This window comes from Glycomyces sp. MUSA5-2, from assembly GCF_037034145.1.
Taxonomy (GTDB): Bacteria; Actinomycetota; Actinomycetes; order Mycobacteriales; family Micromonosporaceae; genus Glycomyces; species Glycomyces artemisiae.
The window spans coordinates 551,147-567,810 of record NZ_JBAGKG010000001.1 but is presented as its reverse complement, the minus strand read 5'-3'; the positions used below and the strand labels follow the sequence as shown (position 1 = coordinate 567,810).

The window sequence follows — 16,664 nt, the reverse complement described above, 5'->3', positions numbered from 1 at the left end:
GGCGGTCAAGGCTCGACTAGCATCATATTGGCTACTGGGGCGTAAACACCAATAAAATCACTCAAAAGAGTTGATCGGGAGCATAGTTCGCATCGATGTAATCGAAGCGCTCCTGGGCCGTCTGGTACGCCACCGGATCAGTGGCCCCGCTGCGGCTGAACGGGTACTCCAGCTGGTAGGTGGCGAACAGCATGAGCGCCACCATCCCCGAGATCAGCCCGACGAGCACGTACTGGTACTTCCGCGTCGGCGTGCCCAGCGTCAGCATCACCGCGAACACCAGGATCGCGCCCGGCACCAGCACCGTCCACATCGCCGCGCTCAGGCCCCGCTCGGCCTGGAGCAGCCGGTCCGTGCGGTACCCGGTGATCGCCAGGACCCCGTCCTCGGCGTCCGTCAGCCGCGCCTGCACCACGTCGTCGTCGGTCTGCGCCCCCGCCACCGGCGCCCGCATCGCGTCGAGCAGCATCAGCCCCTCGGAGGACACCGGCTCCCGGTCCCGCATCGCGGGCCACTCCTGCTCGATCACCTCGTCCGTGTAGGCCCGCACGGCCTCGCGCACCAGGTCCCGCTGCTCCGGTTCGAGCGCGGCCGCCGACCAGTACACGTCGACCAGCTCGTTGGCCTCCATGTACGTCACCTGCCCGGCCTCCTCCTTGTTCTCCCACGCGGTGATGAGGACGAACGCGAGCACGATCGCGTAGAGCACGGTGAGCAGCTCGAAGATCGTCGTCCCGAGCTCGTTGTTGTGGGCCCGGTTCGTGGGCGGCGCGAACCGCTGGAGCAGCGCGATGACGACGCACGCCGCAGCGACGACCGTAAGGGTGAACAGGAGTCCCTGGAGCCAGATGGGCATTGACCTCACCAAACTTCGTAAAGCAAAATAAAAGGCATGAACAGTGATGAACAACGCAAAAGTCAGAGGTGGGATACGTGCGACGCCTAGTGGCCTTGGTCATCGCGGCCGTCGCGCTCATGGGCTTCTCCGGGGTCGCGCTGGCCCTCGACTACGGTTGGACGCCTTCGGAAGCGGAGGAGGCCGGGCACCAGGACCACCCGACGTACCCGGGCTACCCGACGTACCCCGAGTTCCCGTGCTGGACCTACCCCGAGTACCCGCCGTATCCGACCTTCCCCGGACCGCATCCCCCGCACCCGCCGCATCCCCCGCACCCGCCCTGCGAGACGGAGGAGCCGGAACCGTCCAGCCCCGCCGAATCGCCGTCGAGCCCGACGCCTTCGCCTGAGGCCCCCGAGCCTTCGGCGCCCGCGTCACCCGAGCCATCGCCGTCCCCTTCCGCGTCCGAGGCCCCGGCGCCGCCGGTGCCGTCCAGTGAGGAGCCCCCGGAGAGTGATGCGCCCGAGAGCGAGTCCCCTGCGGCGCTTCCTGACCCCGGGCCGCTGCCCGAGGCGCTCGCGGTCGAAGAAGCGGCGGCCCCGGTCCAGGCGGACGAGGACGACGACTCCGCGGTCCTTAAGAAGCGCATGGCGGCCGTGGTGCTCGCGTTCGTCGCCGCGATGGGCGCCGGGGCGGCGTTCTCGGGCCGCGCGGGCAGGTAGTCGCGCCACGACGGCGGCCCCGGGACCCGGTACTGCGCCGGAACCGGGGCCTCGTCGGGCCCGCCCGCCTCCAGGAACCGGCCGACGCCGTGGGCGGCGGTCGAGCCCGGCGCGGCGTCGCCGAGGCGCCGCAGGGCCGCCTCGTCGTACCGGTCGGTCCCGTCGAGGTGCCACTTGTGGATCGCGGCGATCCAGTTCTTCAAGTCGTCCACGTAGGACGCCAGCGCGGCCTGCGCGTCCCCGTCCAGCCCGTGCTCTTCGGCGAGGCCCGGCAGGTCGTTCTCCTCGACCATCCGGAACTGCTCGATGCGGGCGTCGGCGAGGGCCGCGGCGATCCGCACCGCCTCCTCGCGCCCGACCCCCAGGTACTCCTCGATGACGATGACGCCGTTCGCGAGCTGCCCTTCGTACTCGACCTCCTTGTGGTACGAGCACACGTCGTTGAGCAGGCACACCGCGTCCATCGCGCACGCCTCCATCCACTGGATCGGCCGCGAGGTCCACACCGCGTCGGGGACCTGCCGCCCGGCGCGCAGGCGCGCGAGGGACATCGTCAGGTCCGAGCCGAACGAGTCGCGGCGCATCTCCACGTAGTCGACGGGGTCGGGCACGCGGTTCTGCCCCTCGGAGTGCAGCTCCCACAGCCAGCCTTCGAGCATCTTCTCCACGGCGGTGCGGAACTCGGCCCGGCCGCGCTCGTCGAACGCGGGCGCGGTGCGCCGCCACAGGTCGTCGAGGCCCTTCTCCAGGGGGTTCGCGGGGGCGGGGGCCGCGCCGAGGTCGACGGGCATGAGCGCCAGGAGCCTGCGGTGCTGGGCGACGGCGGCGCTCAGGTCGCGGCCGCGCCCGAACGCGGCCGGGTAGTAGTCGTCGCCGTAGGTGCCCCACGCGAGCCAGTCGGCGGAGGCGTCGAGCTCCTCGGCGGTGCCGTCGGGGTCGATCCCGGCCGAGCACAGCGCGAAGTCGAAGCCGAGGAACTGCCGCCGGTTCCACAGGCCCGAGCCCGGCAGGGCCGGGTCCGGCGCGAGGAACCCCATGGCGGCGGCCCATTCGACGGCGTGCACGCGGGCGGCGTCGAGGTTCGGGTTGAGCCGCAGCGGGAACGGCTGGTAGAACTCCGGCAGCGCGGTCGGGCCGACCCGCTTGAAGGGCGACCGCGCGTGCTGCTTCAGTCCCGAGGCGGCCAGGCGCGCCTGGGACGTGCCGATCCCGTTGGGGCCGCTCAGCACCCGGTCCGCCGCGTCGTTCATGTAGCGGCTGGAGCGCATGTGCCACTCGTGGCCGCCCGCCTGCCAGTCCTGGAGCCCCTTGGCGTACAAGGCGATCGCGAGCTGCTCGGGCGGCGTGACCCCTTCGGAGGCGCACAGCACCGGGATCTCGGTGAGCGCGGTGTTCTCGAACTGGTGGAGCCGCGAGGTGAGCACGTCGTTGACGAGCTCGGCGGCGGGCTGCGTGTCCAGGCCCAGGAACCGCTCGAAGACGAGGACCGCGTTCGCGTTCTCGCCCTCGCTCGTCACCTCCCGCTCGTACGAGAACAGGTCGTTGCGCAGGTGCACGGCGTCGGAGAACGTGTCGCGCAGGACCTTCAGCGGCCGCGAGGCCGCGACCTTGTCGGGGACTTCGGCGCCGACGGCGTACTCGACGATGCCCGCCGACCACGGCGCCCCGCCGACCTTGCGGCGCATCTCGATGTACTCGATCGGGTTCGCGACGCGGTCGGAGGTGATGTTGTCGAGCTCCCACAGCGACTCGAACAGGAGGTTCACCGTGGACACGAGGAACCGCTCGCGCCATCCGGCCGACATCGATGGCGCGGTCCGGTCCCACAGGTCCTTGAGTCCCAGCTCGACCGGGTTCTCCGGCTCCGGCGTCGGGCCGAGGTCGAGGGGCATGAACAGGGGGATGCGGTCGAGGTACGCCTTCGCGCCGGCCTTGTCGCGGGTGCGCTTGAACGCGTCGAGGAAGTGGTCGTCGAAGAAGAACACCCACACGTACCAGTCGGTGACCAGGTCGAGCGCGGGCGCGTCGCAGTCGGGGTGCGTGTACGCGCAGAGGAGGCCGTAGTCGTGGCGGTCGAGCTCGGCCTCGTCCCAGATCACCCCGCCCCCTTCGGCGGGGGCGTCGAGCATGCCCATCTCCTTGGCCCAGGTCCGCGCGTGGGCGCGCGCGCCCTCGACGTGCGGATTCAGCCGGGCCGGGTACGGGAGGTAGAACGTCGGCAACACGAACGGGTGATTGTCTGACATACGTGTCCCTTTGGGTGAAACCTGCGTGCAAGGCAGATTTCACTCTAGGTGTCCGAGCAAGATCATCGCTACACCCGGTCGGGTGACGTGCACGAACCGTCCAGGCCGAGACGTCGAACCGTGCGCACTACTTAGCACGCGCGAAACATTGACCGCCCGATCGCGAAACAGCCCCGGGCGAACCTGGACGCCAGTCGGGGGCTGACAGCGCCGTCGCTCCGACGGCGCGGCCGCAGGGGATGCCCGCATCCCCGAGGCCGCGTCCGCAGTCAGCCCAGCACCTGGAGGTCCAGCGCGTGAAGGTCGCCATCGTCGGCTACGGCATGGCCGGGGCCCGCATCGCCCGCGAGCTCGGCCGCCGCGGCGTCGACGTCACCGTCTTCGGCGCCGAGCCGGCGGCCGCGTACAACCGCATCCTGCTCTCCAGCATGATCGCGGGCAAGCAGACCGAGGCCGAGATCGCCCTGCCCGTGCCGCCCGACCACGTCGAGCTGCGCCTCGGGGAGGCCGTCGAGCACGTCGACCTCGACGCCAAGACCGTCAACGGGACTGCGTTCGACAAGCTCGTGCTCGCCACGGGCGCCGAGGCGTTCGTCCCGCCCGTCCCCGGCCTCGACCCGCTCCCCACCGGCGCCTATGTACTCCGCACGATCGAGGACGCGCGGTCGATCCTCGACGAGGCCGCGAACCGCGCGAGCGCGGTCGTCCTCGGCGGCGGGCTCCTCGGCCTCGAATCCGCGCGCGGACTCGCCAAGCGCGGCATGGACGTCACAGTGGTCCACGCGGCGGGCCACCTCATGGACCGCCAGCTCGACCCCTTGGGCGCCAAGGTCCTCGCCGACTCCTACGCCGAAGTCGGCGTCGCGTCGATCACCGATGCGCGGACCACCCGCGTGGTCCACGGCGACGACGGCCTCACCCTCGTGCTCGCCGACGGCCGCACGGTCACCGGGCAGCTCCTGGTCGTCTCCTGCGGCATCCGCCCCAACATCGAACTGGCGCAGGCGATGGGCCTGGAGACCGGGCGCGGCGTCGTCATCGACGACCAGTGCCGGACCTCCCACCCCGACGTGTTCGCGGTCGGCGACTGCGCCGAGCACCGCGGCATCGCCTACGGGCTCGTCGGCCCGGCCTGGGAGCAGGCCGACGTCGTGGTCGACCTCCTCTCCGACCTGAACCCCGACGCCGCCTACGAGGGCTCGCGCCTGGTGACCCGCCTGAAGGCCTCCGGGATCGAGCTCGCCGCGATGGGCGAGGTCGAAGGCGACGAGGTCGTCTCGTTCGCCGACCCCGCGCGGGGCACTTACGCCCGCTTGGTCATCGACGAAGAGGGCCGCCTCGCGGGCGCGGTCATGCTCGGCGACAACCCGATGGTGGGCCAGGTGGTCCAGTTGTTCGACACCGGCGACCCGGTGCCGCACGACCGCCGCACCCTCCTCATGGGCCGCCCCGGCGAATCCGTGTCGGTGGCCCCCGAAACCCCGGCGTCCATGCCCGACGAGGTCGTGGTCTGTCGCTGCAACAACGTCACGAAACGGGAGCTGCGCACGGCGTTCTTCGACGGCGCGCGCACCCCCGAGGCCCTCTCCGACGCCACGCAGGCGTCCACCGGCTGCGGTACCTGCACCGAGGACGTCGCAGGACTCTGCAAGTGGCTGAACAGCACCGTCGCTGGAATCGGAAGCGCCGCAGAACAACTCGATGAGGTGTCAGCATGAGCAAACTCGTTGTCATCGGCGACGGCATGGTCGGCCGCCGGTTCCTTGAAGCGGTCGCCCAGCGCGACCCGTCATGGGACGTCACGGTCCTGTGCGAGGAGCCCCGCCCCGCCTACGACCGGGTCCGCCTGTCGGCGTTCTTCGACGGCGTCAGCGCCGAGGAGCTCTCGCTGGCATCGGACCTCGACGGCGTGGAGGTGCGCCTCGGCGAGGCCGCGACCGAAGTGGACCGGGACGCCAAGGTGGTGCGTTCGGCGACGGGCGAGTACCCGTACGACAAGCTCGTGTTCGCGACCGGCTCGTACGCGTTCGTGCCGCCCGTCGAGGGCGCGGACCTGCCCGGCGTGTTCGTGTACCGCACCATCGAGGACCTCGAAGGGATCAAGGCCCACGCCGACGGGCGCCGCCACGGCACCGTCATCGGCGGCGGCCTCCTCGGCCTCGAAGCGGCGAACGCCCTGAAGCTCCTGGGCCTCGAAGTGCAGATCGTCGAGTTCGCGCCGTGGCTCATGGCCCGCCAGCTCGACGAGGCCGGCGGCGGGGTCCTCAAGCAGCACATCGAATCCCTCGGGATCGGCGTCGACTGCGGCACCGGCGGCACGAAGATCGAGGCCGTCGACGGGCGCCTGCGCATGGACACCAACCGCGAGGGCGTCGCCTACGACACCGACCTCATCATCTTCGCGGCGGGCGTGCGCCCCCGCGACCAGCTCGCCCGTGAATGCGGCATCGAGGTCGGCGAGCGCGGCGGCATCATCACCGACCTGGGCCTCCGGACCTCGGACCCGGACGTGTACGCGATCGGCGAGGTCGCCGCGGTCGAAGGCGTCTGCTACGGGCTGGTGGCCCCCGGCTACGCGATGGCCGAAGTGGTCGCCGACCGGCTCGCGGGCGGCGAGGCCACGTTCCCCGGCGCCGACATGTCGACGAAGCTCAAGCTCCTCGGCGTCGACGTCGCCCAGTTCGGCGCGTTCGACGGCCCCCTCGCCACCACCTACCTCGACCCCGCGAACGGCACCTACGCGAAGCTCGTCCTCTCCGACGACGCCCAGACCCTGCTGGGCGGCATGCTCGTCGGCGACGCCGAGCCCTACCCGCTGCTGCGCGCCAGCGTCGGCGGGAAGGTCCCCGGCACCCTCGCCGACCTCCTCGGCGGCGGCGAGGTCGAAGGCGCCCTCCCCGACGGCGCGCAGGTCTGCTCCTGCAACGCCGTCACCAAGGGCGAGATCATGGGCGCCATCCACGAAGGCTGCCACGACGTCGCCGAGATCAAGTCCTGCACCAAGGCCGGGACCTCCTGCGGCTCCTGCATCCCCATGCTCAAGCAGCTCCTCGCCGAAGGCGGCGTCGAGGTCTCCAAGGCCGTGTGCGAGCACTTCACGCAGTCCCGCGCCGAACTGTTCGACATCGTCAAGGTCACCGGCATCACCAGGTTCTCGGAGCTCATCGCCCGCCACGGCACCGGCTCCGGCTGCGACCTGTGCAAGCCCGCCGTCGCCTCCATCCTCGCGTCGCTCTCCAACGGCCACATCCTCGACGGCGAGCAGGCCGCCCTCCAGGACACCAACGACCACTTCCTCGCCAACATGCAGCGCAACGGCACCTACTCGGTCGTCCCGCGCATCCCCGGCGGCGAGATCACCCCCGACAAGCTCATCGTCATCGGCCAGGTCGCCAAGGAGTTCGACCTCTACACCAAGATCACCGGCGGCCAGCGCATCGACATGTTCGGCGCCCGCGTCGAGGACCTCCCCAAGATCTGGCGCAAGCTCGTCGACGCCGGCTTCGAGTCCGGCCACGCCTACGGCAAGGCCCTGCGCACCGTCAAGTCCTGCGTCGGCACCGACTGGTGCCGCTACGGCGTCCAGGACTCCGTCAAGATGGCCATCGACCTCGAACTGCGCTACCGGGGCCTGCGGTCCCCGCACAAGCTCAAGTCCGCCGTCTCCGGGTGCGCCCGCGAATGCGCCGAGGCCCGCGGCAAGGACTTCGGCGTCATCGCCACCGAGCACGGCTGGAACCTCTACGTCGGCGGCAACGGCGGCTTCACGCCCCGCCACGCCGACCTCCTCCTGTCCGACGTGGACTCCGAGACCCTGGTCCGCACCATCGACCGGTTCCTCATGTTCTACATCTCCACCGCCGACCGCCTCCAGCGCACCTCCAAATGGGTCGAAGGGCTCGAAGGCGGCCTCGACTACCTCCGCTCCGTCATCGTCGACGACAAGCTCGGGATCTGCGACGACCTCGACGCCATGATGGCCAAGCACGTCGCCAACTACGCCGACGAGTGGAAGGGCGTCATCGACGACCCCGAGAAGCTCCAGCGGTTCGTGTCCTTCGTCAACGCCCCCGAGACCCCGGACCCCTCCATCGAGTTCGAAGAGGTCCGCGGCCAGAAGTTCCCGGCGGGGAGCACCGAGCGCTCCCGGCCCGTCCTGCTCGGCACGCCCGTCATCCGCTCGTCCCAAGGGAAGTGATCCACGTGGAACCCATCTGCGCATTCGACCGGCTCGTCCCCGGGCGCGGCGTCGCCGCACTCCTCGCCGACGGCGCCCAGGTCGCCCTGTTCCGCCTCTACGACGACAGCCTCCACGCCGTCGCCAACCGCGACCCGTTCACCGGCGCGAACGTCCTCTCCCGCGGGCTCGTCGGCGACCGCGGCGGCGAACCCGTCGTCGTCAGCCCCCTCCTCAAGCAGGCGTTCTCCCTCAAGACCGGCGAGTGCCTCGACGACCCCGACACCGCCCTGGAGGTCTACGCCGTCGAAGTCCAGGACGGCGTGATCCGCGTGGGCGCCCGCTCCGAAGCGGAAGTCGCCGCCTGATGGCCGCCGCCGGAGCCCCCGTCCGCGAGGCCGAGACGACGCTCGCGCCCCTGACCGGCTACACCGTGGCCGTCACCGCGCAGCGCCGCGCCGACGAGCTCGCGACCCTGCTGGAGCGCCGCGGCGCCCGCACGATCGTCGCCCCGACGCTGCGGATCGTCCCGCTCCCCGACGACGAGGCCCTCCGCGCGGCCACCGTCGAACTCATCCGCGAGGCCCCCGACCTCGTCGTCGCCACCACCGGGATCGGCTTCCGCGGCTGGCTCGAAGCCGCCGAAGGCTGGGGCATGGGCGAGGACCTGCTCGACGTCCTCGCCCGCGCCCGCATCCTCTGCCGCGGCCCCAAGGCCCTCGGCGCCGTCCGCGCCGCCGGGCTCACCGAGGAGTGGACCGCGCCCTCCGAGACCGGCGACGAAGTCGTCGAGTACCTCCGCGAACGCGGCGTCAACGGCCAGCGGGTCGCCATCCAGCTCCACGGCGACCCCGCCGAGGACTTCATCCGCACCGTCCGGGCCGGAGGCGGCGCCGCCGTCCCCGTCCCCGTCTACCGCTGGACCCTCCCCACCGACATCACGCCCGTGCAGCGCCTCGTGGACGCCATCTGCGCCCGCCGCATCGACGCCGTCACGTTCACCTCCGCGCCCGCCGCGAACGCGCTCCTGCGCATCGCCGGCGACCAGGCCGCCGACATGCTGGAGGCGTTCCGCGCCCCCGCCGAGGACAACGGCGTCCTCCCCGTCGCCGTCGGCCCCGTCACCGCGTCCCCCCTGTCCCGCTTGGGAGTCGACACCGTCCAGCCGCAGCGGGCCCGCCTCGGGTCCCTCGTGCGCACCGTCGCCTCCGCGCTCCCCAAGCGCTCCAGGCGCCTCCAGCTCGCCACCGGGCACCGCATCGAACTGCGCGGCCACATGGTCCTCCTCGACGACCAGCCGTACCAGCTCCCGCCCGCGCCCATGGCCGTCATCCGCGCCCTCGCCTCCGCCAACGGGAAGGTCCTCTCCAGAGCCGAGCTCCTCGGGCACCTCCCGCGCGGCGCCGACGGCCACGCCGTCGAGATGGCCGTGACGCGCCTGCGCGACGCCGTCCACCTCCGGTCCTGTGTGGAGACCGTCATCAAACGCGGGTACCGCCTGAACCTCGAAGTCTGAGGGGTGTGCGAGCAAGGGCTTCCCTTTGTACGATGAGGGAGCCCGAGTAACCGCCTGCAATCTGAATCGGAGGACGCCATGGCGTACCCGCCAGCGCCCCAGTACCCGCAGCAGCCGCTGCCGCAGGGACCGAAGACCAGGCCGGGGTCGGTCGCGGCCGTGGTGTGGACCCAGTTCATCACCGCGGCACTGCTCGTCGCCACCGGCATCGCCATGTTCGCGGTCCAGTCGGCCGTCAAGGACGTCGTCAGCGACGAGATCCAGAACGACCCCTCGCTCGCCGACTCAGGCATCACCGCCGACGACATCTCCACCATCATCACGCTCACCTTCGCGGTCGTCGCGGGCGTGTACCTCCTCTTCGCCGTGTTCTACGTGATCCTCGGCATCCTGAACAACAAGGGCAACCGGGCCGGGCGCATCCTCTCGTGGGTGCTGTCGGGCATCGCGCTGGCGTGCTGCGGCCTCGGCGGCCTCATCGGGCAGGTCGGCGAGACCACCTACAACATGAACGGCACCGAGTACCAGGACGAGATGACGCAGGCCGTCGAGGACGCGACGCCGGGCTGGGTGAGCGCCCTCGACTGGGCCACGCTCCTCGTGTTCATCGTGGGCTCGCTCATCATCATCATCCTGCTCGCCGTGCCGGCCTCGAACGAGTTCTTCCGCAAGGAGGACCTGAGCGCGGGCCCGTACCAGGGCCAGCCGCCTTACGGCCAGCAGCCGGGGCAGCCCCCGTACGGGCAGCAGCCTCCGCAGGACCCGGGCCAGCCGCCGTACGGGCAGCAGCCGCCCGCGCCGCCGGTCCAGTAAGCGACGCAACGGGAACGGCCCCGCCTCGATCGAGGCGGGGCCGTTCCGTGTCTCCTGTGGCTTTGCCGGGTCTAGCCCGGGGGCGCGGTGGGCGGCGGCACCGCGAAGGTCCGCTCCCGGTCGTAGCGCTCCAGGGCCTCGGTGTCGGCCTCCGTGCCGTGCCAGGCCGCGAGCAGCTCGCCTTCGCGCCTGCGGCTCAGGCCCGCGCGGAGGGTGGGGGCGGCCGCGTTGGTCTTCCACCACCGCTCGATGGTGGTCGCCAGCGGCGACAGGTGCAGCCCGGCCGCGACCGCGGGCGCGGAGGGGCGGCTGCCGTGCCCGTCGTATTCGGGGGAGGGCGCCCAGAACCCGAGCGATTCGTAACCGGCCCAAGGGGTCACCTCCTGTTCGAGGATGAACTCCTGCGACACCCAGGTGAGGTTCGGGCGCTCGGTGAGGACGCCCTGCTCGATGAGCGCGTCGGCGATCCCGTGGAAGAACGCCTCCATGCCGATGTGGTCGCCGATCGCGTCGTAGGTGCCGCTGAGGCCCGTCTCGGCGGCGTCGAGGAGCCAGTTCGCGTAGTCCTCGACGTCGATCCACTGCACGGGGCGCTCCTGCGGCCCCGGCGCGAGGATCTCGCCGCCCTCGCTGAACCGCAGCGGCCAGTAGCCGAGCCGGTCGACCGGGTCCCCGGCGCCGACGATGAGGCCGGGCCGGGTGATCAGGGCGCGGTCGCCGAGGCGCTCGCGCACCATGTTCTCGATGGCGACCTTGCTGGCGCCGTAGACCTCCACGGACGGGTCGGTCGAGTCGGGCGCGGTCGGCTCGTGCAGGTCGTCGGTGACGACGTCGTGCGTCGCGTAGGCGGAGATCGAGGAGATGAACGACCAGTGGCCCGCGCCGTCGGCGAGCGCGTCGAGGACGGGCCCGACGTGGGCGGGGATGCGGGCGACGTCGAAGACCGCGTCGAACTCCTTGCCCCGCAAGGCGTCCACACCGCCTTCGACGCTGCGGTCGACGGCGACGAACTCGGCGCCTTCGGGCGGCTTGCCGCTGGCGCCGCGGGCGGCGACGGTGACCTGGTGGCCGCGTTCGAGCGCTAGGGTCGCGATCTTGCGTGACAGGTAGACGGTCCCGCCGAGGACGAGGATCCGCTTCGGTTGCGTGCTCATGCCCTTGAGCATGGCGGCCTGCCGGTCGGCGGGCAAGTGCGTTCGCCCACGGCGGATCCGCTCACAGCAGCGCGCGGCATGCGCGACGGGCGCCGGGGGCTCGTCGACGGATCGGCGCCGGGTTCGAGGATGGCATCGCGGCGGTCTTGCGGCGGGGCGCGCGCGGGCTCAATATGCTGGGAAGAGACCCGGGGAGGGCGCCATGACCGACGATTGGGACGCCGCGGCCGACGACGTGGAAGACGGCGCGGAAGGCGGCTCGGAGGACGCCGCGGCAGGCGGCGCCGACGACGCCGAGGACGGCTTCGGCGACGACTTCTTCGCAGACCTCGAATCCGCCCCCGGCACCAGTACGGCCGCCGACGACCTCTTCGCCGCCGACGGCCCCGACGAGTACTCCTACGAAGCCGAGTCCGACGGCACCTTCGAGACCGCCGCGTCCGACCCCGCGGATACGGTCGACACCGCGACCGGCGATGTCGACAGTCCCGCTTCCGACAGTGCCGACTTCGACGATGCCGACTTCCCGTTCGACCTCGACTTCGACGTGGGCGGCGAAGGCTGACCCGGTGCCGACCCGCCGCCGCGCCCCGACTGTCGCCCCCCTCGGGCACGCTTGAAAGCGGGGGCGACCGCGAACACGCGAACCACTCGCATTCCTCCCGCTCCGCGGGCGGACCGCGGGGCCCGGGCCGACCCGGCCGAGGCGGTCCCGCTTTCGGGTGACAAGATCGCCGGGAGCGCCGGATCTTGTCGTACCCCCGGGGAACCATCGCCCCTACGGTCCCCCGGGTGGGTGGGGGTTAGGGATGGAAATAGCAGCACACGTGCGCATGCCTCGCAACGAGGCCGAGGCGGTCGCGATGCAGGTCGAGCTGGCCGGGTGCGTGGTCGCCGCAGACGACGACCGTCCCGTCGACACCGTTGCGGGCCTTGACATCGCCTACGACAAGGACTCGGACACCGCCGTCGCCACCGCGGTCGTCCTGCGCCGGAGCGACCTCGCCGTGCTCGACGAGGCGGTCGTCCACGGCGCCTCCGACTTCCCGTACGTGCCTGGGCTCCTCGCGTTCCGCGAACTCCCGCTGCTGCTCAAGGCGATCGAGGCGCTCACCGTCGAGCCCGACCTGTACGTGTGCGACGGCTACGGCCTCACCCACCCGCGCCGCTTCGGCCTCGCCTGCCACCTCGGCGTCGTCCTCGACGCGCCCGCGATCGGGGTCGCGAAGAACCCGCCGCACCTGCCCGTCGCCGACCCCGGGCCCGCCCGCGGCGACTGGTCGCCGATCACCGCGGGGGAGGAGACCGTCGGCTGCGCGCTGCGCACCCGCGACGGCGTCAAGCCCGTGTATGTCTCCGTGGGCCACCGCCGCACCCTCGCCTCGGCCAGAGAGCTCGTCCTCGAACTCGCCCCCCGCTACCGGCTCCCCGAGCCGATCCGCGCCGCGGACCAGTTGGGGCGCAAGCGGCTCGCCGAGACGCGGTAGGGCCTGCCCCACCCCCGACCGGCCCGCCCACCGGATCGCGGCGGGTAGGCTTTCGCCCTTACCGTTGAATGCATGCAGAAACCCCAGTCCGTCACCAACGCCGCACTACTGTGGACGCTCGCGGTCGTCGCGGGCGTCATCGAGGCCGTCTTCGCGGTCAGCGAGATCCGGCAGGACACCGGGCTCGACGCGGGCGTGTGGACCGCCGTCGGCGTCCGCGGCCTCGTCTACCTCGCCGTGATGGCCCTCATCGTGGTCTTCGCGACCGGCCGCCGCTGGGCCCGCTGGGCGCTCGCCGGGCTCCTGTCCGTCATCGGCCTCGCGTCGCTGGTCGTCGAACCGGCCCGCCTCCTCATGGACGGCACGCCGTTCCTGGAGGCCTTCGGCGGCGACGGCGACCTCATGATGGGGATCTTCGTCGCCCGCATGCTGCACATCGGCGCCGTCCTGGTCGCGACCATCGTCATGTTCAGCCCCAGCGCGAACGCCTACTTCCGCAAGCCCGCCGAAGCCGTCGCGGCCTAAGCGCCCCGCAGCCACGCCGCCTCGGCGGGCGGGAGGTCCGGGACCGACGCGACCTCCTCGATCAGGTCGCGCTCGCCCATCGCGGCGCGGAAGAACATCGCGGCCGTCACCCCGTGGCCGGGCCGGTGCACCACTTCGAGCTCGGCGCCGGCCTCGACGTGCCCCGGCTCGACCACGCGCAGGTACGGGCCCGGCCGGGCCTCGCGCGTGAACGTCTTCAGCCAGCCGCGCTCGTCGATCCAGCCGCGGAACGTGCCGCACGGGATGCGCGCCCCCGTCACCTGGAGCACCAGCCCGCCGGGCCCGGCCCAGCGCTCGCCGATGAGCGCCTCGTTCACGTCGTAGCCGCTGGTCGTCAGGTTCTCCCCGAACGCGCCGGGCGCGAACTCGCGCCCCGTGAGCGCCCCGAAATGCGCGTAGTCCTCGCTGCCGTAGACGTACACGGCCTGGTCGGTGCCGCCGTGGTTCCGGACGTCGCCGACGCGGTCGCCCGCGAGCCCTACCGTGCCCTCGCCCTTCGGCCCCGGCGAGGTCACCTCGACCGGGCCGGCGACGGGCCGCTTGTCGATGTAGGTGGCCGCGAGGCCCTTCCACGGGTTCTCCCGCGGGCGGCCGATGTTCACCGAGAGGATCTTCACGCGCCGGAGCCTAGCCGCGCCCGCCGTGCGCCTCAACCGCATTTGCGGTGTCGGTGCCCCCGGCTAGGCTTGCGGCGTGGGGGTGAGCACTCGGAAGCTGTTCCGCGACGACGCGGTGGTCCTGCGCACCTTCAAACTCGGCGAGGCCGACGCGATCGTGTCGCTGCTGGGCCGCGGCCGCGGGCGCTACCGCGCCATGGCGAAGGGCCTGCGCCGCACCTCCTCGAAGTTCGGGGCCCGCCTCGCCCCGTTCAGCCACGTCGACCTCCAGCTCATCGAGGGCCGCGCCGAGCTCCACACCGTCACGCAGGCGGTCGGCCTGCACCTGTCCGGCGGCGCGATCAGCGCCGACTGGGCCGCGTACACCGCCGCGTGCGTCATCGCCGAGGCCGCCGAGCGGCTCGTCCCCGAGGACCACCAGCCCGACCTCGACGTCTTCCAGCTGACCCTCGGCGCCTTCCGCGCGCTCGCCGAGACCGAGCTGCCGCCGGTACTCGTCATGGACTCGTACCTGCTGCGCGGCATGAAGTCCGCGGGCTGGGCGCCCTCGCTCGACCAGTGCGCCGTGTGCGGCGCCGACGGCCGCCACCGCGCCTTCGCCGTCGCCGCGGGCGGCGCCGTCTGCGGCGACTGCCGCCCCGGCGGCGCCTCCGTCCCCGCCCCTTCCTCGCTGGAACTCATGCGCGCCTTGGAATCCGGCGACTGGGGCAGCGCCGTCGCCGCCGACCCCCGCCAGCGCAGCGAAGCCGCGGGCCTCATCGCCGCCCACTTCCAATGGCACTCCGAACGGCCCCTGCGGACGCTCAAATACGTGCCCCACGGCCGCGGCGGCGCCTGACCGCGAATTACTATCGAGGCCCCGTCGAACTGGAGGTCCCGTGAGCCGCACCTATGAGCCGCCGAAGCCGCACCCGTCGGGCGCGGTGCCGCCCGAGCTGCCGCGCGACCTCGTGCCGAAGCACGTGGCGCTGGTGATGGACGGGAACGGGCGGTGGGCCAAGGAGCGCGGCCTGAAGCGGACCGAGGGCCACACGATGGGGGAGGCGTCGCTGTTCGACACGATCGAGGGCGCGATCGAGATGGGCATCGGGACCCTCTCGGCGTACGCGTTCTCGACCGAGAACTGGCGGCGCAGCCCCGACGAGGTGCGGTGGCTCATGGGCTTCAACCGCGACGTCATCCACCGCCGCCGCGACGAGCTGCACGCCATGGGGGTGCGCATCCGCTGGGCCGGGCGCCGCCCGAAGCTGTGGAAGAGCGTCATCAAGGAGCTCGAAGTGGCCGAGGAGCTGTCGAAGCACAACGACAAGATCACGCTCCAGTTCTGCGTGAACTACGGCGGCCGCGCCGAGATCGCCGACGCTGCCGCGGCGCTCGCCCGGGACGTCAAGGCCGGGCGGCTCAACCCCGAGCGCGTCACCGAGAAGACCTTCGCCCGCTACCTGTACAACCCGGACCTGCCCGACGTTGACCTGTTCCTGCGCCCCTCCGGCGAGCAGCGCACCTCGAACTTCCTGCCCTGGCAGTCCGCGTACGCCGAGATGGTCTACCTCGACGTGCTGTGGCCCGACTTCGACCGCCGCGACCTGTGGCGCGCCTGCGAGATCTACGCCCGCCGCGACCGCCGCTTCGGAGGCGCCGAGCCCAACCCGGTCGCGGGCTGAGCCGAGCCGGGTTGCCGCAGGCTAGGGGCGCTAGCCGAAGGGCGTGAAGCCCCGGCCGCGCTCCTGGTCGGCCTGGAGCTTGTCGACCGTGGTCTGGAGCTTGTCGATCCGCTCCAGGATGAGCGCGGTGTCGGCCGACACCTGCTCGTCGAGGTCGTCGAGGCGCTGCGCCTCCTCCATGGAGGCCAGTACCACGCCGAGCAGCAGGTTCACCAGCACGAACGCGCCGAACAGGATGAACACCAGGTAGTACGGCAGCGTCCACATGTTGTGCTCCATGCTGTTGCGCATGACGTTGCCCATGTCGTCGAACGCCACCAGCTGGAACAGGTTCAGGAGCGCCTTCCCGACGGTCCCGAAGTGCTCGGGGTCGGAGGCGCTGAACGCGATCCAGCCGACCATCGCCCACAGGTACATGACCACGCCCGTCAACGCGAACACGCCCGCCGACTTCGGCAGCGCCTTCCCGGCCGCGACCAGGATGATCCGCAGGGACGGCAGCGACCGGAAGATCCGCACGATCCGCGCCAGCCGCAGCATCCGCAGAATCGTCACGTTCTCGCGCAGGCCCGGCATGAACGAGGCGACGACGATCACGAAGTCGAACACGTTCCAGGCGTCCTTGAAGAACCGCAGCGGCCGCCGCCCGAACGACGCCAGCCCCGCCAGCACCTCGAACGTGAAGAACCCCAGGCACACGTGGTCCACCCAGTGCAGGAACTCCGCGACCGCCGCCGAATGCGGGAACGTCATCGCGCCCAGTGCCGCCGCGTTCACCAGGATCACCGACATCGACACCATCTGGAACCGCGGGCTCGCCAGCAGCGCCCTGCAAGCGGCGGGGATGCGGCTGGGGTCGGTACCTAGGGTGGGAACGCGCACCG

At 71.6% G+C, this 16,664-nt stretch carries 15 protein-coding genes; 10 read left to right on the top strand and 5 right to left on the bottom strand.

The window, feature by feature from the left end; genetic code table 11:
* Nucleotides 1-61 precede the first annotated feature (61 nt).
* Both WA640_RS02700 and WA640_RS02695 read right to left on the bottom strand, forming a co-directional pair.
* Nucleotides 62-856 (bottom strand): bestrophin-like domain, encoded by a 795-nt coding sequence (locus WA640_RS02700; protein WP_106361965.1) that lies wholly within the window; start codon nucleotides 854-856, stop codon nucleotides 62-64.
* A 247-nt stretch (nucleotides 857-1,103) separates the two neighbouring features.
* Nucleotides 1,104-3,806 carry a terpene synthase family protein gene (locus tag WA640_RS02695; RefSeq protein ID WP_335985957.1) on the bottom strand — a complete coding sequence of 901 codons (2,703 nt, stop codon included), beginning with the start codon at nucleotides 3,804-3,806 and terminating at the stop codon, nucleotides 1,104-1,106.
* Between the two features lie 239 nt (nucleotides 3,807-4,045).
* Here WA640_RS02695 and WA640_RS02690 point away from each other — a divergent pair, with 239 nt between their 5' ends.
* The 5 genes from WA640_RS02690 to WA640_RS02670 all read left to right on the top strand — a co-directional run bounded on the left by WA640_RS02690 (nucleotide 4,046) and on the right by WA640_RS02670 (nucleotide 10,312).
* Complete coding sequence (locus tag WA640_RS02690; protein WP_442904653.1) at nucleotides 4,046-5,524, top strand: FAD-dependent oxidoreductase; 1,479 nt, start codon at nucleotides 4,046-4,048, stop codon at nucleotides 5,522-5,524.
* Entirely contained in the window at nucleotides 5,521-8,004 is a 2,484-nt protein-coding gene (gene nirB, locus WA640_RS02685) for a nitrite reductase large subunit NirB (protein ID WP_335985955.1), read from the top strand. Before WA640_RS02690 ends, nirB begins: the two co-directional genes overlap by 4 nt.
* 5 nt (nucleotides 8,005-8,009) lie before the next feature.
* Entirely contained in the window at nucleotides 8,010-8,351 is a 342-nt protein-coding gene (nirD, locus tag WA640_RS02680; protein WP_335985954.1) for a nitrite reductase small subunit NirD, read from the top strand.
* Nucleotides 8,351-9,499, top strand: a complete 1,149-nt coding sequence (locus WA640_RS02675) for a uroporphyrinogen-III synthase (protein ID WP_106361970.1) — start codon at nucleotides 8,351-8,353, stop codon at nucleotides 9,497-9,499. Before nirD ends, WA640_RS02675 begins: the two co-directional genes overlap by 1 nt.
* 78 nt (nucleotides 9,500-9,577) lie before the next feature.
* Complete coding sequence (locus WA640_RS02670; RefSeq protein ID WP_335985952.1) at nucleotides 9,578-10,312, top strand: hypothetical protein; 735 nt, start codon at nucleotides 9,578-9,580, stop codon at nucleotides 10,310-10,312.
* Nucleotides 10,313-10,383: 71 nt separating this feature from the next.
* On the opposite strand, the gene WA640_RS02665 is transcribed toward WA640_RS02670, so the two are convergent.
* Nucleotides 10,384-11,466, bottom strand: coding sequence for an NAD-dependent epimerase/dehydratase family protein (locus WA640_RS02665; RefSeq protein WP_335985950.1), 1,083 nt, complete (start codon nucleotides 11,464-11,466; stop codon nucleotides 10,384-10,386).
* Between the two features lie 202 nt (nucleotides 11,467-11,668).
* On the opposite strand from WA640_RS02665, the gene WA640_RS02660 reads away from it, so the two are divergent.
* From WA640_RS02660 to WA640_RS02650, 3 genes are all read left to right on the top strand, one after another.
* Nucleotides 11,669-12,031 carry a hypothetical protein gene (locus tag WA640_RS02660; protein WP_335985949.1) on the top strand — a complete coding sequence of 121 codons (363 nt, stop codon included), beginning with the start codon at nucleotides 11,669-11,671 and terminating at the stop codon, nucleotides 12,029-12,031.
* Nucleotides 12,032-12,299: 268 nt separating this feature from the next.
* Nucleotides 12,300-12,953, top strand: coding sequence for an endonuclease V (locus WA640_RS02655; RefSeq protein ID WP_335985947.1), 654 nt, complete (start codon nucleotides 12,300-12,302; stop codon nucleotides 12,951-12,953).
* A 72-nt stretch (nucleotides 12,954-13,025) separates the two neighbouring features.
* Entirely contained in the window at nucleotides 13,026-13,478 is a 453-nt protein-coding gene (locus tag WA640_RS02650) for a hypothetical protein (RefSeq protein ID WP_106361974.1), read from the top strand.
* On the opposite strand, the gene WA640_RS02645 is transcribed toward WA640_RS02650, so the two are convergent.
* Entirely contained in the window at nucleotides 13,475-14,116 is a 642-nt protein-coding gene (locus tag WA640_RS02645) for an MOSC domain-containing protein (protein ID WP_335985946.1), read from the bottom strand. The two genes, WA640_RS02650 and WA640_RS02645, sit on opposite strands and share 4 nt — an antisense overlap.
* Nucleotides 14,117-14,198: 82 nt before the next feature.
* Here WA640_RS02645 and recO point away from each other — a divergent pair, with 82 nt between their 5' ends.
* Entirely contained in the window at nucleotides 14,199-14,954 is a 756-nt protein-coding gene (gene recO, locus WA640_RS02640; protein WP_219926484.1) for a DNA repair protein RecO, read from the top strand.
* 40 nt (nucleotides 14,955-14,994) lie between these two features.
* Nucleotides 14,995-15,780 carry an isoprenyl transferase gene (locus WA640_RS02635; RefSeq protein WP_106361977.1) on the top strand — a complete coding sequence of 262 codons (786 nt, stop codon included), beginning with the start codon at nucleotides 14,995-14,997 and terminating at the stop codon, nucleotides 15,778-15,780.
* Nucleotides 15,781-15,810: 30 nt separating this feature from the next.
* Here WA640_RS02635 and WA640_RS02630 read toward each other — a convergent pair whose 3' ends face one another.
* Complete coding sequence (locus WA640_RS02630; RefSeq protein ID WP_146147932.1) at nucleotides 15,811-16,662, bottom strand: ion transporter; 852 nt, start codon at nucleotides 16,660-16,662, stop codon at nucleotides 15,811-15,813.
* Nucleotides 16,663-16,664 lie beyond the last annotated feature (2 nt).